This is a genomic window from Exiguobacterium sp. 8H, assembly GCF_902506255.1.
GTDB lineage: Bacteria > Bacillota > Bacilli > Exiguobacteriales > Exiguobacteriaceae > Exiguobacterium > Exiguobacterium profundum.
On record NZ_LR733429.1, the window covers coordinates 775,151 to 794,675 of the forward strand.

Sequence of the window (19,525 nt, forward strand, 5' to 3'; positions counted from 1 at the left end):
AGTAGAAAAATTATATTTGTATGAGGGGATAGAGCATTGGAGCTTAATCGTCAACTTATTTGGAAACTGAGTGTAATCGGACTGATTTTACTCGTCTTATGGCGTGTCATCAGTGAACCAGATACCATCTCACGTGTCTTACAATACACGTTTCAGTTACTGACCCCCATCATCATGGGGATTGCCATCGCCTTGTTACTCAATACCGTACTCTCTTACATTGAAGAACGGTTCCATTTGAAACGGTATCAAGGATTACTCATCGTCTATATCACGTTCATCGGCCTCTTGGCGATTTCGGTCGTTACGTTGTTCCCGCGGATTTACTCAAGTCTCGCATCGTTGATTGAAGAACTACCGGTCTACATTCGACAAATTGATGCATTTCTTGGAGAAGTGAACAATTATTTGAAAGATTATAACGCGACCATCGCCAAAGCAATTGATTTTGCTCAATTCGAAGCACGATACTCGGGTTGGGTCGAGACGGCTGTACTTTCATCCGTCAGTTACGTCTCCAGCTTCACGATGACCCTGATTAACTTCTTGATCGGAATTGTGATCTCCATCTATCTCTTAAAGGACAAAGAAGTCTTTGCCCGTATGTTCAAGCGTCTTCTCTATGCGCTTTTACCTGTCGGCACTGCAAAGACGACAATCGACATTTTTCAAGAGATGGATTATATCTTCAAACGATATATTATCGGAAAGTCACTCGACTGTCTGATCATTGGAGTGCTAGCAGTCATTGGACTCTTGATCATTGGGGCCCCATATGCCCTACTTCTCGGAGTCATCGTCGGCGTCTTAAACTTCATCCCCTACGTCGGACCGCTACTCGGGATGATCCCAGCGTTTATCATCACCTATTTCTATGATCCGTTCACCGCCGTATTGGTACTCTTGTTCATATTCTTGTTACAGCAGTTTGACGGATTGTGGCTCGGACCGAAGATTCTCGGAGATAGTGTCGGCATCACACCATTTTGGGTCATCACATCGATTATCATCGGAGGAAGCCTGTTCGGCCTCATCGGGATGTTCGTGAGCGTGCCGATCACGGCCATGATTCAAGTCGTCTTGTCTCGTCTCATCGATTATCGACTGAACCGAAAAAATCTAAACGAATTACTTTGATTCACCTCATAAATTTGTTGACACATTGAGGAAATGTGTCATACAGTTGAGGAGAAGAACACAATTAACAGAAAGGAGAGGTTCCCATGTCAGTAGTATCTTCGAAACCATTCACTCAAGTTCATACTGATTGGCAGGCACCTCTTCGATTGATTCATATCTAAGACGCCTGCCTATCGAGGCATGCATAAACAACGTGGGACGTCGTATGCCTTCATGCATATGACGTCCCTTTTGTGTCTAAAATTAAATAAAGCAGGTGACCTGTATGTTTCAATCACTCAAGCGGCTCGACCGCAACATTTGGATTCGTTTTTTAGGGGAAACGATTACGGGAATTATGATGTTCATGATTGCCCCATTCCTTGTTCTCTACTATAGTGACCAGTTAGATAGCTACCTTCAAGTCGGAATCATCATGGCGACTGGCCCAATCATGGCGCTCCTCGGTTCGATGATCGGAGGACGTCTAGCAGACCTGTATGGTCGAAAACCAATCATGATGATCGCAATCATTGGGGACGCACTTGCCCTCATCGGATTTGCGTTCGCCGACTCGTTCTGGCCGCTTCTTTTATTGAACGCGATGCTCGGACTGACGAACTCGCTCTTCCACCCTGCCGCAAGCGCGATGGTCGCCGATGTCACGGAGCCAGAGCATATGAACGAAGCGTTCGGACTTTTACGGATGGGACATAACATCGGCGCTGCATTCGGTCCACTTCTTGGTAGTGCGGTGCTGTTCATCGACCGCGAACTCATCTTCTTTGCGGCGGCATTCGTCTTTGGACTATATGCGATTGCGCTCGGCACGTTCATACATGAGTCGTTGCCCGAGTTTACGGAAGATGAGACTCCAAGCAACCGGGAAGTGTTGCGCGTCTTTTATAACGATCGCGTGTTTCTCGTCTTCATCTTTGCGGGTATATTCATATCAATGGGATTCTCCGTCGTCGAGAGCATGCTACCACTCTTTTTAAAAGAATCGCTCCCGACGTATACCGCACAACAGAACCCATTCCCGTATCTGTTAGCACTGAATGGAATCATGGTAGTTCTTTTCCAGTTCCCGATTGCTTCAAAACTCGGGAACAAGCCGTTCGGTAAGGTCATGTTAGCAGGAGCGACCGTATTTGGTATCGGTATGATCTTGCTTGCGATTGTGCCTAGAGCCTTGTTCGCACTCGATACCCCTTACGTGCCACTCGTCGGGATCTTACTCGCCGTATATGCGTTTTATACGTTAGGTGAGATGATCATGTCCCCTGTTCAGCAGACATTCATCGCCTTGATCGCACCGGAGAATATGCGTGGTGCCTATAACGGTGCAGCGAGTATCCAATGGCTGATCGGCGGTGTCACGGCACCAATCATCGCAAGTGTCTTTTTTGACAATCGTGCCGGACACATCGCTTTGATCCTCATCGGTGGAGCGAGTTGTTTATCAGGCATCATCTATTGGCAGCTCGGACGTCATGTCCAAGCGACGGAAGCAAAGCAAAAGACGGCTTAACCGCTCATTGACCACACTCTCTGATTTCGGAAGTGTGGTCTTTTCATTCTTTTCATCTTTATTAAAATTTGAAATTATCATTCAATTCACTTTACAATCATAATAATCCTTTTTATGATAAAACGGTTAAGGAGGGATCTTTCATGGAAAGGATCGATAAACAGACAATCGTGGACAGTGTTCCACAAAAAGGCTTCTTCGGACAACCGAAAGGGTTGTTCACTTTATTCTTCACTGAGTTTTGGGAACGTTTCTCGTACTATGGCATGCGGGCCATCCTCGTATTCTATATGTACTATGAAGTCTCTGAGGGAGGACTCGGTCTAGACCGAAACGTCGCACTCTCAATCATGTCCGTCTATGGCGCGCTCGTTTATATGTCTGGGGTCATTGGGGGATGGCTTGCAGACCGGATTTTCGGGACGTCTCGCGCGGTATTCTACGGTGGTGTGTTCATCATGCTCGGACACATCGTCCTCTCGATTCCAGGTAGTGTCGTCTTCTTGTTCATCTCGATGGCGTTGATCGTCATTGGTACCGGATTATTGAAACCAAACGTATCAAGTATCGTCGGAGACATGTACAGCGAGACGGATCGCCGTCGTGACGCTGGATTCAGTATCTTCTACATGGGTATCAACTTGGGTGCGTTCATTTCACCACTCATCGTCGGTCAAGTGCAAAAAGACTATGGATTCCACTGGGGCTTTGCGCTCGCGGCAATCGGGATGTTCGTTGGACTCGTCGTCTTCGTATTGACACGAAAAACGAACCTCGGCTTAGCTGGTTCGTATGTACCGAATCCGTTGACGCCTGATGAGAAAAAGAAAACGATAAAAATCGTCAGCATTGTCACCATCGGAATTGCCATTTTGCTTGCAATTTTGATTCCACTCGGATGGTTCACGATCAATACGTTCATCTCACTCGTCGGGGTGTTCGGTATTGCGATCCCGACGATTTACTTCATCATCATGTATCGCAGTCCGAAAACGACTGAGGTCGAGCGCTCGCGAATCATTGCCTACATTCCGCTCTTCATCGCCTCCGTCATGTTCTGGGCGATCCAAGAGCAGGGTGCAACGATTTTGGCGAGCTATGCTGATACACGGACTGACTTAGAGTTCTTTGGATTCACGTTGTCACCAGCATGGTTCCAATCACTGAACCCACTGTTCATCATCTTACTGGCACCGATCTTCGCTTGGTTATGGGTCCGACTTGGTGACCGCGAACCGAGCATTCCGACGAAGTTTGCTTTCGGGATCTTATTTGCCGGAATCAGTTTCTTGGTCATCCTGCTCCCAGCATACTTCAGTGGTCCGGATGCCCTCGTCAGCCCACTCTGGCTCGTCTTAAGTTATTTCATCGTCGTTCTGGGAGAACTAAGTTTGTCACCGGTCGGGTTGTCGGCTACGACTAAACTCGCACCAGCTGCCTTCTCCGCTCAAACGATGTCGCTCTGGTTCTTATCGAACGCTGCGGCGCAAGGGATCAACGCACAGCTGGTCAAGTTCTACACACCTGAGAACGAGATGCTCTACTTCGGCGTGATTGGTGGCGTCGCCATCATCTTAAGCTTGATTCTGTTCGCACTTGCACCGAAAATCAAAGTGTATATGCGTGGTATCCATTAATCATCAAAAAACGCCAGCCGATTCAATCGGCTGGCGTCATTTTTATTTTCGCACTTGAATGAGTGACAAGTAGCGATCGATCATATTGTGGTTAAAGTAGTCATGGAAGTTGTCTTGTTTCAGTGACTGAATCGATTCATGGAATGTCGCAGGCAGTGATGCGATGCCTTGGCTCTCGATTTGCTTCGCTGAATACTCGAACAAGTCGTCCTCGTTCGGAGAAGACGGAACGAGCTGTTGCTCGATTCCTTCAAGTCCGGCATAAATGAGCGCGGCAAGTGCCAAATATGGGTTCGCACTCGGATCAGGGTTTCGGACCTCTACACGAGTCGCACTTCCACGGGAAGCTGGAATTCGAATCATCGAACTGCGGTTCGATGGGCTCCAGCATATATTGACAGGTGCCTCGAATCCAGGAACGAGACGTTCGTATGATTCAGGTAGTGGATTCGTGAAGATTGCTGTGGCACGGGCATGCTTCAAGATTCCCTCGATGAAATGACGCGCCGTTTTCGACAATCCGTAATCCGCATCGACTTCGTCGAACGCGTTGGTCGTCGGATTTCCGGACTCATCATTCTTCCAGACAGAGATGTTCAAGTGCATTCCAGAACCGTTCACATCACGCAACGGTTTTGGCAAGAATGAGACGGATGCCCCTTTCTCCTTCGCCGCAATCTTGACGATTTCTTTAAAGAACTGAATGTTATCCGCTGTATGGAGTGCGTCATCGTACTTGATGCCAATCTCATGTTGCGCAGGAGCGACTTCATGGTGAACAGCCTCAATGTTGAACCCGACACCACTTAGACGGTTCGCGATGTGCTGTCGCACTTCATATCCTTTATCCTCTGAACGTGTCGAGAAATATCCGGCCTCGTCATAAAATTCTCCGTTCTCGTCAAAGATGAAGAATTCCGGCTCTGCCCCGACGAATACCGAGTAGCCATCACGTGCTGCACGTTCAAGTGCATCCTTCAATACATTACGTGGGTCGTATTCATATCGCTCTCCCTCCGGAGTGCATACGTCACAGAAGAATGCCAAAATATTTTCCTCGCCGTCTTGCTCATACCGTGGACGATCTAAATCCGGTCTCAAGAATAAGTCTGAGTTTTTGATGGAAGAGAACCCGTTGATTGAAGAACCGTCAAACATCGTTTTTCCCTCAAAGACTTCAGGCAACAATTTTGCCGAAAGCGTCAAGAGTTTTAAATCACCGAGAACATCTGAGAAATATAGATGGATTTGGGTGATGTTTTTCTCTTGTACCGTTTTCTCAATATCTTGTTGCTTCTTTTTTGCGTCATCCTTGTCTGTTCCGAATAGATTTGCCATGATTCGTTAAAACCTCACTTCAATGGATTTGACAGGCAAGCTGTCTTTACGCACCGTTCGTACGCTTCTCTATAGTTCATAACCGAGTTCGATTTTTTCTAAACATGGAATTTCAGGAAAGGCAAAGTGGCTACATGCGACAAGAGTTGATATGATGGGTAAAGAATGTCACAGAGAGGGAGAACGCGATTGTATATTTTTATGACTGGTGGAACCGGATTTTTAGGAGGGCGACTCGCCAAAGAATTGATTCAACGGGGGCATCGCGTCTGTATGTTGGCGCGAACACCGGAGAAGGTACAGGCACAATTCACCGCTGAAGAACAAAAGTCGATTGAAGTGTTACCAGGCGACTTGACGTCACATGCGCTCGGGGCCAATGAAGAGTTCATCGAGACACATAAAGGGAAAATTGATTTATTTCTACACATGGCTGCACTCGTCAAATTCGATGAAGAATTACGTGATGAATTGTTCGAGACCAATTTAACCGGAACGAAAGAGGCCCTTCGATTAACTAAGTTAATTGACTGCCATCGCTTTTTCCATGTGAGTACGGCTTACACGCTCGGCGCTAAAGAAGTTGGCGGGGAAACACTGTACGATGTGTCTCAGTCTTTTTTAAATCCTTATGAAGAGAGCAAGGCACACGCCGAGCAGGCGGTCTGGGAGTCACGGGATGAGCTTGACGTCTCAATCTTCCGACCGGCCATCATCGTCGGAGACTCGAAGACGGGAGAGGCCGACTCGAAGTTTACGATGTATGGATACATGCGCGCGCTCGAGCTATTCAAACGGAAACTGGAACGTCGTGGCCATGACTTCGAATCGATTCGATTGATCGGCTCTGCGACGGGCACTTCTAACCTTGTCCCTGTCGATTATGTAGCGGATGTACTACTCGCTGCCATCGAGCACGCGAAGGCGGGTACAATCTATAACGTGACGAACGACGCACCTCCAAAAAATGAAACAATGCTCGACTATATGAAAGAGTCCCTAGCATTCCCGCATTTAACGATCACGGAAACGCCCACATCGACACTAAGCTCAGTCGAACAGTCGTTCAATGATATGGTAAAAGTATTTAATCCGTATTTGAATCGGGACATTAGATTCCGTGACGACAACACGAAACAATTGCTTCAGGATGCCGGATTCGCTCCGCTCCGTCTCGATCATCAATCGTTACGTCGCATCGTGAATGCCTATTACAAAGCAAAATAAAAAATGGACCGATTTTTCCGGTCCATTTTTTATTTATCGCAAACAAGTACGATTTTACCGCCTTTGATTTCACGTTCGAGTGAATCTACCATCTCTTTTGTGAGTCCAAGACTCTCCATCTGTTCCATGCGATCTTCTGAATTGCTCGTGAATTTGGAAAGCAACGACTCGAACATCCCTTTCTCTGGGATTCGGTATGGTTGTACACCAGCCTCTGCTGCCAATCGAACGGTCAATTCCTCATCTTTGGCGAACAAGTAGATGTGCTCGTTCACACATCCGCCTGACACCATCTCATTTACTTCATGGTCCACCGTCGTCATATCATTCACTACTCTTGTCTCTAACATGCCCCATCCTCCTAAACGTTCACAGTCATGTAATTCACTGTTTTTGTTATTCCCGAAAAATGAGGTGATAAACATACAATCAATCCATTTCTTCGTTCGTGATCCATTCTTCGATGTCGAAATGATGCACGATTCCCTCGATTCGATCGTGCTCCCCTTCCCTTTGAGTCCTACCCTCTAATCGAGCGGTCACCACGAACTGGGAATCGACAGTGCGGATACGAGATATGCGATATCCAGCTTGTTGTAACAATCCGGCGATAATCTCGATTTTTTCTCTCTCACCTGAACGGAATGTATGCATCCATCCCACCTCTTTCTATTTCACTCCTTATACATGCTATCATATCGTTTCTGACATGTGATGCTATACTATGGATAGAGAAAAGGAGTGAGTTCTGTGCCAAAACAAGACTTGAATACGATCATGCTTGAATATTTGAACGAGAAAGAAGATTATGAAGCGTTTGCCACAAAGCTGAAAGCGCTCCTCAGTGAATTGTTGACAGAAGCCGGCATCCAGTTCCATTCAATCGTCGCCCGTGCCAAAGAAGCGGACAGTCTATATGCCAAACTCTCACGCAAGCCTTATCAATATCGTTCCTTACGTGACGTACAAGACTTGGCCGGGATACGGATCGTGACATACTTTCATGACGACGTACGCACCGTTGCGCAAATTTTAGAAGATGAATTCACTATCGACCGTGAACAGTCCATCGATAAGTCGACGTTGCTCGACTCCAATGAGTTCGGATATCTGTCTGTCCATTATGTCGTGGAATTAAGTGAGAAGCGACTTGCTCTCGGTGAATATCGCCGTTTTGCAGAAAAAGAGGCGGAAATTCAAGTCCGCTCGATCCTACAACACGCATGGGCCGAGATTGAACACGACCTCGGTTACAAAAATCCGAATGCCGTTCCTCCTGAAATCAAAAGAAGTTTCAGCCGGGTCGCTGGTCTATTGGAGATTGCCGACTCCGAGTTCGTGAACATTCGAAAACAGTTGCGAACATTCGAACAAGAAACGGTCGAACAGATTCTTGACTCTCCTGAAAAAGTGGCCATTACCCGAGATAATCTCAACTATTATATTGCAAATGATCAAACGGTCGAGAAACTAGACAACGCGATCTTCCAGAGCGAATGGCTACTCGAGACGGACCTCTCTGCCATCGTCGAGTTGACGAGAATGTTCCATTACGCCGATATCCGTACGTTCAAAGATTTGAATGACACACTTTCGACTTACTATACTCAAGCCGTCCAATGCGCAACCTTGTTGCCATCTTCTCTGTTACCGAGACAAGGCATGGGGGTCGTCTATGCCGTTCTCGCTAAATTGTTAGCGGAAGGCGACGATCCGCAGATTGAATTTTTCTTTAGACGGTTCTATCCGGACTTGAAACATTATGAAGACATCATTCAGCAAATTCGGGCAAAAGACGAGCCCCTATAACTTTACAGACAACATGTTTTTAATGTAGAATGTTTCTATGTTCTGAAGTATATATGAATAATATTATCGCCAGGAGGTAGTTTCGAGGATGACAACACCCGTACAGACCGCTTCACGTCGACAGCTCGTTGCAGACGCTGAACGTGGTATCCGGATGAACTATCGTGGAGTGAAAAAAAATCTCCGTTCGATGTTCTCACAGTATTTAACCCGCAATGAATTCTTCATTCTACGTTCTCTTTGTCAACAGAGTCCTCAAATCGCCTCTGCTCTGTCAAATGAGTTTCAATTTTCAGCTTCGATGATCACTGCGCTTGCCGATGAGTTGACGAAAAAAGGGTTGATCTCTCGCGAACGCAGCGAGCGTGACCGCCGTGTCGTTGAACTTCAGGCAACGGATGAAGGTCGTGAGTTGTTTGAGACGTTAGAGAGCATGAAGATTGAATATTTGATGGATGTCTTCACTGATTTTTCAGATGATGAACTCATTTTACTCTCAAAATTATTAGATCGTATGGATGCTTAATCCGAATATAGCCCTTCATCTTAACGGTGAAGGGCTATTTTTTGCGAAAAAAAGAGATGCGACCCATCGGTCAGCATCTCTTCATCTTTACGTTTCAATCAGGTGTGCCGTGACCACGATCCGGTCCCGATACCCAAGATTCTCGTCATACGGTCCTGCACAAGTGATCAATTGAATACGCTTTGACTGAGTCGCCGCAAAAATGGAAGCGAGCGGCACTTGGTCGAGGCGATACTGTTTCACACTGACCACTTCATACGTTGCGACTTGGTCTTTCCGCTGGAGCGTCACCAGTTCTCCGATCGGAAGTTGATCCAGATTCGCAAAGATAGCTGGACCATTCAGATCATCTAGATGACCCGATAGGACGACATTCCCCGTTGCGCCTGCTTTGGCTCCGTATTGATACCAACCGACTTGATTCACGTCAGACGGTGTGTCCATTCTTCCGGCCTCATCCTTCCCGACCGCTTCAATCGATGTATCAACATCGATTGAAGGAATGATCAGCTGGGCAGGGACGAAACTGTTCGAATGAAACGTTTGTCGATCTACCTGCTTCGAGGTCAAGACCTGCGGTTCGGCAAATTCAGCCGTTGGCATCACGAACGGTTTGTCAGGAGCTTCCGCTTGAGCGCTCCATACGAGAAATGTGATTGTTCCTAAGAAAATCAGTTTAAGCGTCTTGCTTCTGACGACGAAAGACGTAGAATCCAGCTGCTGCCGCTCCAACCACTGCTGCTGCGAGCAACCAGTTCATTGAAGCTGTTTGAGCAAGACCACCTTGTCCTGTTTCAGGAGCCATCGCCATTTCCCCACCATCAGCGGCGAGAAGGACTTCAAACGCTGGTTCTCCTTCAAGGAGTCCGATTGCGAATGCTGTATAGTTTTTGCCACCTTCGAGTGCGACACCGTCAAGTGCTTTGACGACGTCAGTCGCTCCAGCCGGGCGTACTTCAAGGTCATACGTTCCAGCATCGAGTGTGCCGTAATCACTTACTGCTTTGAACTCGAGGTTTGAGAAGAGTGGGTCGCCACCTTTAGGTGCGACATCAACCGCTGGTGCATCTGGTGCGAAGTGAGCGACACGAACTTTAGATTTACCATCTTCAAAGTTTGCATCGTCTTCCATTGCAGCGATTTCGATGTTTTCAAGTTGACCGATCGCAGCGGCTGTATAGAACTTGCCTGCCTCGATTGAGAGGTCTGCTGCGACGACGACTGTTTCAGCGTCACCTGCCGGCTTGATTTCAACGTTGTAATCCCCTGCAGGAAGTGTCAAGTAGTCTGTGAGATCCTTGAATTCTGCTCCCTCGACCGCGACTTCCCCATCCACGTACACGTCAACTGCCGGTGCATCAGGTGAAGCATGTAGCACACGGACCATCGCATTTTCATGTCCATCCGCGCTAACCGGTAAGACGAAAGCGAAAGCCAGTGCTAGAGTACCCAGTAAAGACATCAACTTCTTCATGTGAAATTTCCTCCTTTTGATCTTTGGTAACCCACGACTTGCATACAACAAATGTGATGCAGTGCTACATGGTGTGCTACATCTGATTGCTATGTAGCTCGGTGACATCTTAAACTTAAGACAATCCGACAATGACGTAAAGGGGACACTATGCCCTGAATGTGCTCCGATATGCTAACGGACGAAAGCGCTACCTTTACATAAAATGTAGTTCCCTTCCACCCAAATATAAAACCACTCAGTCTGCGACTAAGTGGTTTTGTTTGCCCATTCGATATCATTGACAAAGACAGCATCGACTTGAAGCGCTAAACAACGCTCCAGTTGGTGTTGTGTTTTAATCGTAAATGGTCTGATTGGAATCCCTCGATGTTGCAAGGAGTGTACTTCTTCGTCTGTGATGCGATCGATGTGCGGATGGACCGAATCCGCTCCGACGAATCGAAGATATCCTGAAATGTCATAAAGCGGCTGTGCAAGCAGAATGGCCGCCTCGATATCTGGTCGCATCTGTTTCAATCGATGAATGGTTTCGTGATTGAATGAGGAAAAGAGAATTCGGGACGCATGAATCCCGGAGGACTCGATCGTATCGATGATGCGAGATTCAATTCCTTCATATCGTAGGACATCCGTCTTCACCTCTAAGTTCAAAATGACCGATTCCTCATTCACAAGGTCGAACAGCTCCTCGAGCGTAGGGATGTGCTCTTCTAGACCATGACGTACTCCAGCATTGAACTGTCTGAGCTCATCATAGGTATAGAGTGAAACTTGTCCTCTTCCGTCAGTCGTCCGCTCGAGCGTCTCGTCATGGATGAGAACGAGGACACCGTCCTTTGTCATGTGAACATCCGTCTCGATTCCGTCTGCCCCGGCCTCGAGTGCGAGCTTGAATGCCGACATCGTATTCTCCGGCCGATGTGCCATAACGCCACGATGTGCAAATCGTTTCATTTGGCAACTGTCTGATATTTTTTGGTCAAATATCGAACGAGTGGTTGGACCGAAATGGCTTGACCTGTCACTTGTTGAATGAGTTCGTTCGGTGTGAGACGTTTTCCATATTGATGAACGTTCTCCTGTAGCCACACTTTGATTGGTTCGATTTCGCCTTCTGCAATCAACGTCTCAAATTCCGGAAGGGCTGATTTCAACGTTTCCGTCAACTGGGCCGCATAAATTAACCCCAGGGCATAGCTCGGGAAGTATCCGAATGAACCGCCTGCCCAATGGACGTCTTGAAGGACTCCTTTAGCATTTGACGGAACATCGAGTCCGAGATATTCTTTATACTTTTCATTCCATGCTGCAGGAAGCTCATCGACGGACAACGTCCCTTGTATGAGTGCCTTCTCGAGCTCATAGCGGATGATGATGTGTAGACTGTATGTCAATTCGTCAGCCTCAATCCGAATAAGAGATGGTTTCGCTTCATTCACACCTCGATAGAAAGTGTCGAAGTCGATCGCAGCGTATGTCGGATGAAGCGATTGTAGTTTCGGATAGACGCGATGCAAGAACGCTTCGCTTCGTCCGATGAAGTTCTCAAAGAAGAGCGACTGGGACTCATGAATCCCCATCGACGCACCGCCGCCTAGTCCGAGTTCATCGAGCATCGGGTCGATTTGCTGCTCATACGTCGCGTGCCCCGCTTCATGCATCGTACCGAACAGTGCATTTCTGAAATCTGCTTCATCATACTTCGTCGTAATCCGGACGTCGCGGCGGTTGATGGTGATTTCGAACGGATGCACTGTCGCATCCAATCGACCACGTGATAAATCGTAAGCGACGACATTCATCCAGTCATGACAAATGGTTTCTTGAACATCCGCCGGCATCGACCAGTCCATAGAGAGTGATTCTTTTGGTAGCTGCTGAATAAGAGGAACGAGTTCGTCTCGGAGCGAGGCGAACAATTCGTCTAAGAGCTCGACCGTCATGCCCGGTTCGAAATCATAGAGCAATGCATCGTACGGATGTTTCTCATAACCGAAATATTCCGCAAATTTTTGCTGGAATCCGATAATCTTTTTAAGGTATGGAGCGAACGCGTCCCAATCATCCTGATCTTTCGCTTTTTCCCACGCCGTCTCAGCTTCTGAGACGAGCGTTACGTAAGCTTGATACTCATCATGCGGAATCTTGGCATTCCGTTCGTATTGCGTCTTCGCGACTTCAAGTGAACGCGCTTCAATGTCAGATAGACCCTCTTCATCCGCCATCCGTTCCAGCAATGAAGCGAACGACTCGCTCGTCTGTCGTTTGAATGCCTCGGTCGACAAATAACCGATTGTCTCTGCCCGGAGCGGTGCCGACTGTTCCGGCATTTGTGTACGCATGTCCCAATATAAGAGAGAGATTGCTTCATCGAAGGCACGCAGTTGTTTAAAATGTTCACGCCATTCTTTTGTTACTTCCATCTGTCTTTCACCCCTATGTGTTATTCTGTTCTCTTTCTACTTTATTATAGCTGTCAACCTTTGCCTACACCAGTTTACAAATCTTCTCGCTTACTGTAGGAAAGTGGTTTTGTGGCAGGACCCTCTAATACAGCCCCTTTTGCATCGAAACGAGAGCCGTGGCATGGACAATCCCATGACCGCTCGGCATTGTTCCATTTCACTGTACAACCGAGGTGCGTACAGGTCAGGTTGACGACATGGCACTGGTTATCCAAATCTCGATAGACGCCCTTGGTCTTCCCATCCACTTGTACGACCCCTCCCTCATCTAGCTGCAGGTCTTGTACATCTTTTCGTTCAAGCATCCGATTTACTGTCCCTTTCGTGAATTGAGCGGCAGTATCTAAGTTTGTTTTGAGAAATGCACTGATATCACTAGGTTTAACCGTTTGACGGAGCGGTGAGACCAGCTCGACGAATCGGTTCGGACGACCTGTGAGTTGGTCCGCGAGCAAGGTGCCGGCAGCGATTCCGTTCGTCATCCCCCATTTCGAAAATCCAGTCGCCACAAAGAGATCTGGTTCTCTTTTGAACATTTGCCCTACGTAAGGAAGTCCATCTAAGGTGATAAGATCTTGGGACGACCACCTATGAGATGCCCGATGCGTTCCAAAATGTGCCTGTGCGTCATTCTCCAATCGATCATATCGGAGACGCGTATCTGTGACTTGCCCAGCGGTATGCCCCTCACCTCCAACTAGTAAATAGCTTTTTCCGTTTTCACTATAGGATCGAAACGAACGATTTTGCTGTCCAACCTCTAAATACATCCCTCTGAGTGGTCGACTCTCCACTTCACAGGCAACGATATACGATCTTTCGATTGAAAACTTCGACACGTACAACCCGCGCAGGTCATTGAATGGATAGTGGGTCGCAATCACGACTTGATTTCCCTGTACCCTTCTACCGTTAGATGTAGTGACTACTGGACGTGGTCCCTGACTCACTTCCGTCGCTCTAGAATTTTCATAAATCTTTCCTCCGAGACGAACAAAACGTTCCGCTAATTCACGTAAGTATTTCACGGGATGGAATTGAGCTTGGTCATGGATCACCAACGCCTGCTCGATCGAGAACGGGAGAGCCTTTCTCACTTCTTCCGTCGCTTCTCCTCCGTCAATCTTCAAACGACGATACGCATCCAGTTCTTTAGTAAGTTCTTCGTTCGGTTCCCTAGAGTAAAGATACGATTGTTCATTCGCGTAATCGCAGTCAAACCCTTCTTCAATTTGTTTTTTTAGATAGATGAGCGCTTCTGAGTTGAACTCGTAATATAAACGAGCGATGGACTCATCAAAATGACGAATCAACTTATGATAAATCGTCCCATGTTGAACGGAACATTTTGCCGTCGTATGTCCCGTCGTCCCATGTCCAATCTCTAACGCTTCTAGAAGCGTCACTTGTTTCCCTCGCTTTTGGAGTTCATAGGCGCAGACGAGTCCCGCAATCCCTGCCCCGATGACGACGACTTCGGTCGATTCCGAAACGGAAAGGGATGGGTACGGCGTCCCAGTATCATGTTGACGCCAAATGGAGTTCGTGAACGGATAACGATGCATGATGCATCCTCCTCTCTAAAAGTGACATCTTTACCCTTATACCCGAAACGCAGTTCTTTCATCGCCGATCAATCATTGACCTAGTTCTTTATTTTATTAGCGAAAAAAAAGAGCGTTTTCTATTATGTTTATAGAGTAACCAAAAAAGGAGGGACTTTTGTTGACCCGTAGAAGGAGACACCGAAGAAGAACGTACATCATGCGAAGAATGATTGCCGCGGTCGTTTTACTCGGAATCATCGCACTGATCCCGACGTTGGTCGGATTTAAACAAGATAAAGAAGCACCGACATTAGCAGAAGCGTCCACACCAAAAGCTGAACCGATGAATACAGGTCCGCTTTTCCCGGATATCGACATGGGTTCATGGAGTCCGAGTGAGACGAAGATGATTTCGGATGAGGAAATCTCTGTTGGCGCACTAACTTTCGTCAACGTGACCAAACAAGAGATATTGATCGATAAAAACGCCAATGATCGTGTGTTTCCAGCCAGTACGACTAAATTGATGACGGCACTGCTTGCTTATGAGAAGGCATCTGCAGCGAATGAACTCGACCAACCATTCATTACGATTCAACAGTCGACACTCGATATTCCATGGGACAGCCATATCGCGCATCTTGCCATCGGGGATACATTGACAGTTCGTCAAGCACTTTACGCCACGCTACTTGAATCCGGAAACGATGCTGCGAACAGCCTTGCGGAATACACGAGCGGGTCGACCGAGGCCTTCGTTCAATTGATGAATGATCGAGCAAAGGTTTTAGGATTGACTGGAACGCATTTCGTAAATGCGCATGGCTACTCGGATCCGAATCATTATACGACGGCGAACGACATGGCTAAAATCGCCTTCGCATTCAGTACATACCCGGAGTTGATTGAAATTGCCGGGACTTATGAATTAAAAGCCGAATTTAAAGATAAAGACGGTAACGGCAAACGTCGTTGGTGGTATCACCTCGGTTCATCGGTTAATGAACGAAGTGTCAACTACTCCAAGTTTGTGACCGCCACGAAGACGGGTTATACGGACGAATCCGGATATACCATGGTATTCATCATGAAACATAATAGCGAAACTTATATCTTGGTTACGATGCAGGCGAAGTCTGGACAAACATTCCCGACGATGCGACTCGTTGAAGAAAAAGCATTCAAATAAAGAAGTAAAGAGCATTCAAAGATGCTCTTTTTCTTATGATTAAAAATATGTTTTCTGAAAATTTTCCCATAAATATTACATTCATGTTACACAGGAAAGTCCTCAGCATTTCAAATATTCAGAATATTTAAACTTTTTATCTGAAAATTTTAGCCTCCATCCGTTGGTATAATGGGCTTTAGAGCTGTTTTTATGAAAAAGTGTCAGTTTGCAATCATTTCAAAGGTTCTGTAAGGTAAAGCACAAGTTCGCATTTTCAACTTTTGTTTTTAACTGTGTGATGTCTTCACACAATCGCGAACGAGTTGATTAAATAGATCTTTTAACTTAATAGGAGGTAATTCAATGCTATGGCAAGAATGGGTATCAATCGCGCTTTATCTCGTGATGATGCTTCTTATCGGATACGTTGCGTATAAACGAACGACCGATTCATCAGATTATATGTTAGGTGGCCGTAAAATGGGGCCAGGCGTTACAGCCATGTCAGCCGGAGCTTCGGATATGAGTGGTTGGATGTTAATGGGACTACCGGGTGCAATGTATGCAACTGGACTATCAGCAATTTGGTTAGCCGTTGGATTGGTCATCGGAGCTTACTTGAACTACTTGTTAGTTGCTCCACGACTTCGCGTCTTCACAGAGATGGCGAACGATTCGATTACGATTCCAGACTTCTTAGAGAATCGGTTCCGAGATCACTCGAACTGGCTACGGATCCTTTCTGCATCCGTCATCATCATCTTCTTCACGTTCTACACATCAGCTGGACTTGTATCCGGCGGGAAGTTGTTTGAAAGCTCATTCGGATTAAATTATCAGACAGGTGTCATTGTCACAATTAGTGTCGTCATCTTATACACCCTCTTCGGTGGATTCACGGCAGTTAGTTGGACGGACTTCGCACAAGGTGTCATCATGTTCTTGGCGCTCGTGCTCGTACCATTCGTCGCTTTAACAGATATCGGTGGAGTAGACACTGCTGTCAACTCTGCAACGACAATCAATGCCGATTTGTTCGACCTCTTTAAAGGGACGACGACACTCGGGATTATCGGTCTCCTCGCTTGGGGACTTGGTTACTTCGGTCAGCCACACATCATTGTTCGCTTTATGGCAATCCGTGATGTGAAATCATTGAAAACGGCTCGTCGTATCGGGATGAGCTGGATGACAGTATCTATAATCGGTGCCGTCATGACAGGGTTCGTCGGAATCGCTTATTTCCGAGGACAAGGAAATCCACTCGGGGACCCGGAAACAGTCTTCATTCAATTCTCTGAAGTCTTGTTCCACCCGTTCATCACTGGTTTCTTATTGGCAGCCATCCTTGCTGCGGTCATGTCGACGGTATCGTCGCAATTGCTCGTCACATCATCTGCATTGACAGAAGACTTCTATCGTAAATTCTTCAACAAAGATGCAAGTGAGAAGACGATGGTCCTTGCCGGACGTGTTGGTGTCTTGCTAGTAGGAGTTGTAGCGACGCTCATGTCACTCAACCCATCAAGTACAATCCTCACACTCGTCGGATATGCATGGGCTGGATTCGGTTCTGCATTTGGACCAGCAATCCTCTTGTCACTTTACTGGAGCAAGATGACGCGTCAAGGTGCCCTCGCTGGTATCCTCGTCGGTGCCATTACCGTCATTCTCTGGATCGTCACTGGACTTTCGACAGTCCTTTATGAAATGGTACCTGGCTTCTTCTTGAGTATGTTGGCAATCGTGCTTGTCAGTAACTTTACTAGCCAGAAAGAACAAAAACGTATCAACCGTGAATTCGGTGAAATGGAAGCTGAATTGGCAGCTGCGAAGAAAGAGTAACGATTCACACAAAAACTCGGTTCCCTATAAAGGGACCGAGTTTTTTGTTTTACATCGATGCTGCGATTAACCAGACACGAATCACAAACGGTACGAGAACCAATACGAACATTGCGTTTCGCATCCACCGATTTCGGTTCCAATAGTACGCCATTAGTACGAAGGGATGCAATGCGACCAATTCGTATGGATTGAACCAAAACCATGTGATAATCAATACGATTAAAAAGTACAATACTGATTTTTCTTTCGACGTTCGGTATTCACGCCACATATCATAGGCGCCTTTAAAGAAAGCGATGAATGTTGCAATCCAGAATACGATGACAATCACATTATCAAATCCACTAAACAACTGAGTAACCACCTTTTAGGAAGGATTTTCTACATAAAAACCGCCCCAGTAAATATGACGGTACGTAAACTCTTTTCCACTTTCTACAGTAATCACAATTTCATCTTCCGTCAACACGAGGACATGAACCGGTACCTCACCCTGGCGAAGCATCGGGCTAAATAATTGAAACTGTTTGTTCAACCATTTGCGCTCTGAAAAGTTTTGATAGTGATGTAGAGAAAGCATCGAATGGCTCAAGTATGCAGCACCAACTATTGCGACAGCGATCGGTGGCGCGCCGATTTCCATCATGAACGAGAAGACGAGAACAAGTGATAGCACCCCATACGCGAACTCTACTAATTCCATGAGAGAGGCTCGGCTAGCTATCACATATTGAATCACACGAAACATGAGATACAAGATGATACTGACAATCAAGTACTCAGAGAATGGCGAGTGTCGGAACGATACGTCCAAATAGAACAAGACAGGTAACAGTAGGATCCATTTCCATAGATGTAAGGCGAGGTAAAACAATGATTGATCGATGAAACGACGATTGTGTACGAGCCGTTGCATATCCATGTTTCCCACCTCCGCTTAGATGATGTGACCTTACGTTACCATTCCCTATTCTTTCGAATGATAACTAGCAATTACACGTCTAATGAAGTTTTTCTTTCCTCTCGATTAACGTCGCATTCAACAGCCCACCAAGCAAGATGACAGAGGCAGCGAGATAGAACCAAATCAATAAGACGATGAATGCACCGAGTTGACCATAAAACTGCTCGTAGTTTGCGAATTGTGAATAGTAACTAAACACGTTCGAGACAAGCAGAATCCCTACTGTTGCAAAAGCGGCTCCGGCCCAACTATTTTTAAATGTTCCGGACACACTTGGCAACCACTTATATACAAATACGAATACAGTGAATAGAAGACCTGTTCCGATGATCCATCTGAAGTAAAACCAAATCTGCGCATATGTCGTGACAATCTCATCGATGAACAACACGTATGAAGAGATTTCTCGAAGTGCCGTCTCAATCACAGGGACGAGCAATGAAAATGGCAACACAAACATGAGCGCCAAGGTGATGGCGATATCCTGTAAGACGCCCCTCCAAAAGGCTTTATTACGAACAGCCCGGTAGGCATCGTTCAATGCCCGCACGAGAGATTGTACGGCCATCGATGAGATCCAGAGTGCTGGTAAGATACTGAATGATGCCAATTTCAATTTGGAGTTGTCGAATACGGCTTCAATGTTTCCTTCTAATAGCTTGTAACTGGCTTCAGGCATGATGAGTGATAACGCTTGAATCACATCGCCACTCGTAAACGGTAAAAATCCAACAATCCCTAATACGAATAATAAGAACGGGAACGTGGATAAAATGAAATAATAGGCTAACATGGCCGCTTGATCAAAAAAACGTTCTGTAAAAAATCGCTTGACGATTGTCAAAAATACTTGTTTCATCGTTACT

The 19,525-nt window shown here is 46.4% G+C and carries 19 protein-coding genes; 8 read left to right on the forward strand and 11 right to left on the reverse strand.

Features of this window, described 5'->3' with window-relative positions:
* The first annotated feature begins 36 nt into the window (after window positions 1-36).
* The 3 genes from GVY43_RS03935 to GVY43_RS03945 all read left to right on the forward strand — a co-directional run bounded on the left by GVY43_RS03935 (window position 37) and on the right by GVY43_RS03945 (window position 4,287).
* Window positions 37-1,137, forward strand: coding sequence for an AI-2E family transporter (locus tag GVY43_RS03935; RefSeq protein WP_159562338.1), 1,101 nt, complete (start codon window positions 37-39; stop codon window positions 1,135-1,137).
* Between the two features lie 268 nt (window positions 1,138-1,405).
* Window positions 1,406-2,650 carry an MFS transporter gene (locus GVY43_RS03940; RefSeq protein WP_031423648.1) on the forward strand — a complete coding sequence of 415 codons (1,245 nt, stop codon included), beginning with the start codon at window positions 1,406-1,408 and terminating at the stop codon, window positions 2,648-2,650.
* Between the two features lie 143 nt (window positions 2,651-2,793).
* Entirely contained in the window at window positions 2,794-4,287 is a 1,494-nt protein-coding gene (locus GVY43_RS03945) for a peptide MFS transporter (RefSeq protein ID WP_159562339.1), read from the forward strand.
* Between the two features lie 42 nt (window positions 4,288-4,329).
* Here the strand turns inward: GVY43_RS03945 and GVY43_RS03950 are convergent, their stop codons facing one another.
* Window positions 4,330-5,625: a glutamine synthetase family protein gene (locus GVY43_RS03950; protein WP_047795294.1), complete on the reverse strand. Its 1,296-nt coding sequence runs from the start codon at window positions 5,623-5,625 to the stop codon at window positions 4,330-4,332.
* A 189-nt stretch (window positions 5,626-5,814) separates the two neighbouring features.
* On the opposite strand from GVY43_RS03950, the gene GVY43_RS03955 reads away from it, so the two are divergent.
* Window positions 5,815-6,852 (forward strand): SDR family oxidoreductase, encoded by a 1,038-nt coding sequence (locus GVY43_RS03955; protein WP_159562340.1) that lies wholly within the window; start codon window positions 5,815-5,817, stop codon window positions 6,850-6,852.
* Between the two features lie 29 nt (window positions 6,853-6,881).
* On the opposite strand, the gene GVY43_RS03960 is transcribed toward GVY43_RS03955, so the two are convergent.
* The gene (locus GVY43_RS03960; RefSeq protein ID WP_031423645.1) at window positions 6,882-7,202 is read right to left on the reverse strand and encodes a general stress protein; all 321 of its coding nucleotides are present in this window, start codon (window positions 7,200-7,202) and stop codon (window positions 6,882-6,884) included.
* A gap of 79 nt (window positions 7,203-7,281) precedes the next feature.
* The gene (locus GVY43_RS03965) at window positions 7,282-7,506 is read right to left on the reverse strand and encodes a hypothetical protein (RefSeq protein ID WP_159562341.1); all 225 of its coding nucleotides are present in this window, start codon (window positions 7,504-7,506) and stop codon (window positions 7,282-7,284) included.
* A 96-nt stretch (window positions 7,507-7,602) separates the two neighbouring features.
* On the opposite strand from GVY43_RS03965, the gene GVY43_RS03970 reads away from it, so the two are divergent.
* On the forward strand, window positions 7,603-8,661 hold the full coding sequence (locus tag GVY43_RS03970; RefSeq protein ID WP_224861169.1) for a GTP pyrophosphokinase family protein: 1,059 nt from the start codon (window positions 7,603-7,605) through the stop codon (window positions 8,659-8,661).
* Window positions 8,662-8,749: 88 nt separating this feature from the next.
* Entirely contained in the window at window positions 8,750-9,187 is a 438-nt protein-coding gene (locus GVY43_RS03975) for a MarR family winged helix-turn-helix transcriptional regulator (protein WP_012726357.1), read from the forward strand.
* Window positions 9,188-9,274: 87 nt separating this feature from the next.
* Here GVY43_RS03975 and GVY43_RS03980 read toward each other — a convergent pair whose 3' ends face one another.
* From GVY43_RS03980 to GVY43_RS04000, 5 genes are all read right to left on the reverse strand, one after another.
* Window positions 9,275-9,919 carry a class F sortase gene (locus GVY43_RS03980; protein WP_236548921.1) on the reverse strand — a complete coding sequence of 215 codons (645 nt, stop codon included), beginning with the start codon at window positions 9,917-9,919 and terminating at the stop codon, window positions 9,275-9,277.
* Entirely contained in the window at window positions 9,864-10,661 is a 798-nt protein-coding gene (locus tag GVY43_RS03985; protein WP_012726359.1) for a DUF4397 domain-containing protein, read from the reverse strand. Before GVY43_RS03985 ends, GVY43_RS03980 begins: the two co-directional genes overlap by 56 nt.
* A gap of 249 nt (window positions 10,662-10,910) precedes the next feature.
* Window positions 10,911-11,618 carry a glycerophosphodiester phosphodiesterase gene (locus GVY43_RS03990; protein ID WP_159562342.1) on the reverse strand — a complete coding sequence of 236 codons (708 nt, stop codon included), beginning with the start codon at window positions 11,616-11,618 and terminating at the stop codon, window positions 10,911-10,913.
* On the reverse strand, window positions 11,615-13,087 hold the full coding sequence (locus GVY43_RS03995) for a carboxypeptidase M32 (RefSeq protein WP_159562343.1): 1,473 nt from the start codon (window positions 13,085-13,087) through the stop codon (window positions 11,615-11,617). The genes GVY43_RS03990 and GVY43_RS03995 overlap by 4 nt, the downstream gene beginning before the upstream one ends.
* Before the next feature lie 74 nt (window positions 13,088-13,161).
* Window positions 13,162-14,694 carry an FAD-dependent oxidoreductase gene (locus GVY43_RS04000; RefSeq protein ID WP_159562344.1) on the reverse strand — a complete coding sequence of 511 codons (1,533 nt, stop codon included), beginning with the start codon at window positions 14,692-14,694 and terminating at the stop codon, window positions 13,162-13,164.
* Between the two features lie 199 nt (window positions 14,695-14,893).
* Here GVY43_RS04000 and GVY43_RS04005 point away from each other — a divergent pair, with 199 nt between their 5' ends.
* Both GVY43_RS04005 and putP read left to right on the forward strand, forming a co-directional pair.
* Complete coding sequence (locus GVY43_RS04005) at window positions 14,894-15,865, forward strand: D-alanyl-D-alanine carboxypeptidase family protein (RefSeq protein WP_236548922.1); 972 nt, start codon at window positions 14,894-14,896, stop codon at window positions 15,863-15,865.
* A gap of 345 nt (window positions 15,866-16,210) precedes the next feature.
* Window positions 16,211-17,692: a sodium/proline symporter PutP gene (gene putP, locus GVY43_RS04010; protein WP_078146955.1), complete on the forward strand. Its 1,482-nt coding sequence runs from the start codon at window positions 16,211-16,213 to the stop codon at window positions 17,690-17,692.
* Between the two features lie 49 nt (window positions 17,693-17,741).
* Here the strand turns inward: putP and GVY43_RS04015 are convergent, their stop codons facing one another.
* The 3 genes from GVY43_RS04015 to GVY43_RS04025 form a co-directional block, all read right to left on the reverse strand.
* Window positions 17,742-18,047 (reverse strand): hypothetical protein, encoded by a 306-nt coding sequence (locus tag GVY43_RS04015; protein WP_074036975.1) that lies wholly within the window; start codon window positions 18,045-18,047, stop codon window positions 17,742-17,744.
* A gap of 15 nt (window positions 18,048-18,062) precedes the next feature.
* Window positions 18,063-18,617 (reverse strand): hypothetical protein, encoded by a 555-nt coding sequence (locus GVY43_RS04020; RefSeq protein ID WP_159562346.1) that lies wholly within the window; start codon window positions 18,615-18,617, stop codon window positions 18,063-18,065.
* A 79-nt stretch (window positions 18,618-18,696) separates the two neighbouring features.
* Window positions 18,697-19,518, reverse strand: a complete 822-nt coding sequence (locus GVY43_RS04025; protein ID WP_159562347.1) for a YihY/virulence factor BrkB family protein — start codon at window positions 19,516-19,518, stop codon at window positions 18,697-18,699.
* Between the last annotated feature and the right edge of the window lie 7 nt (window positions 19,519-19,525).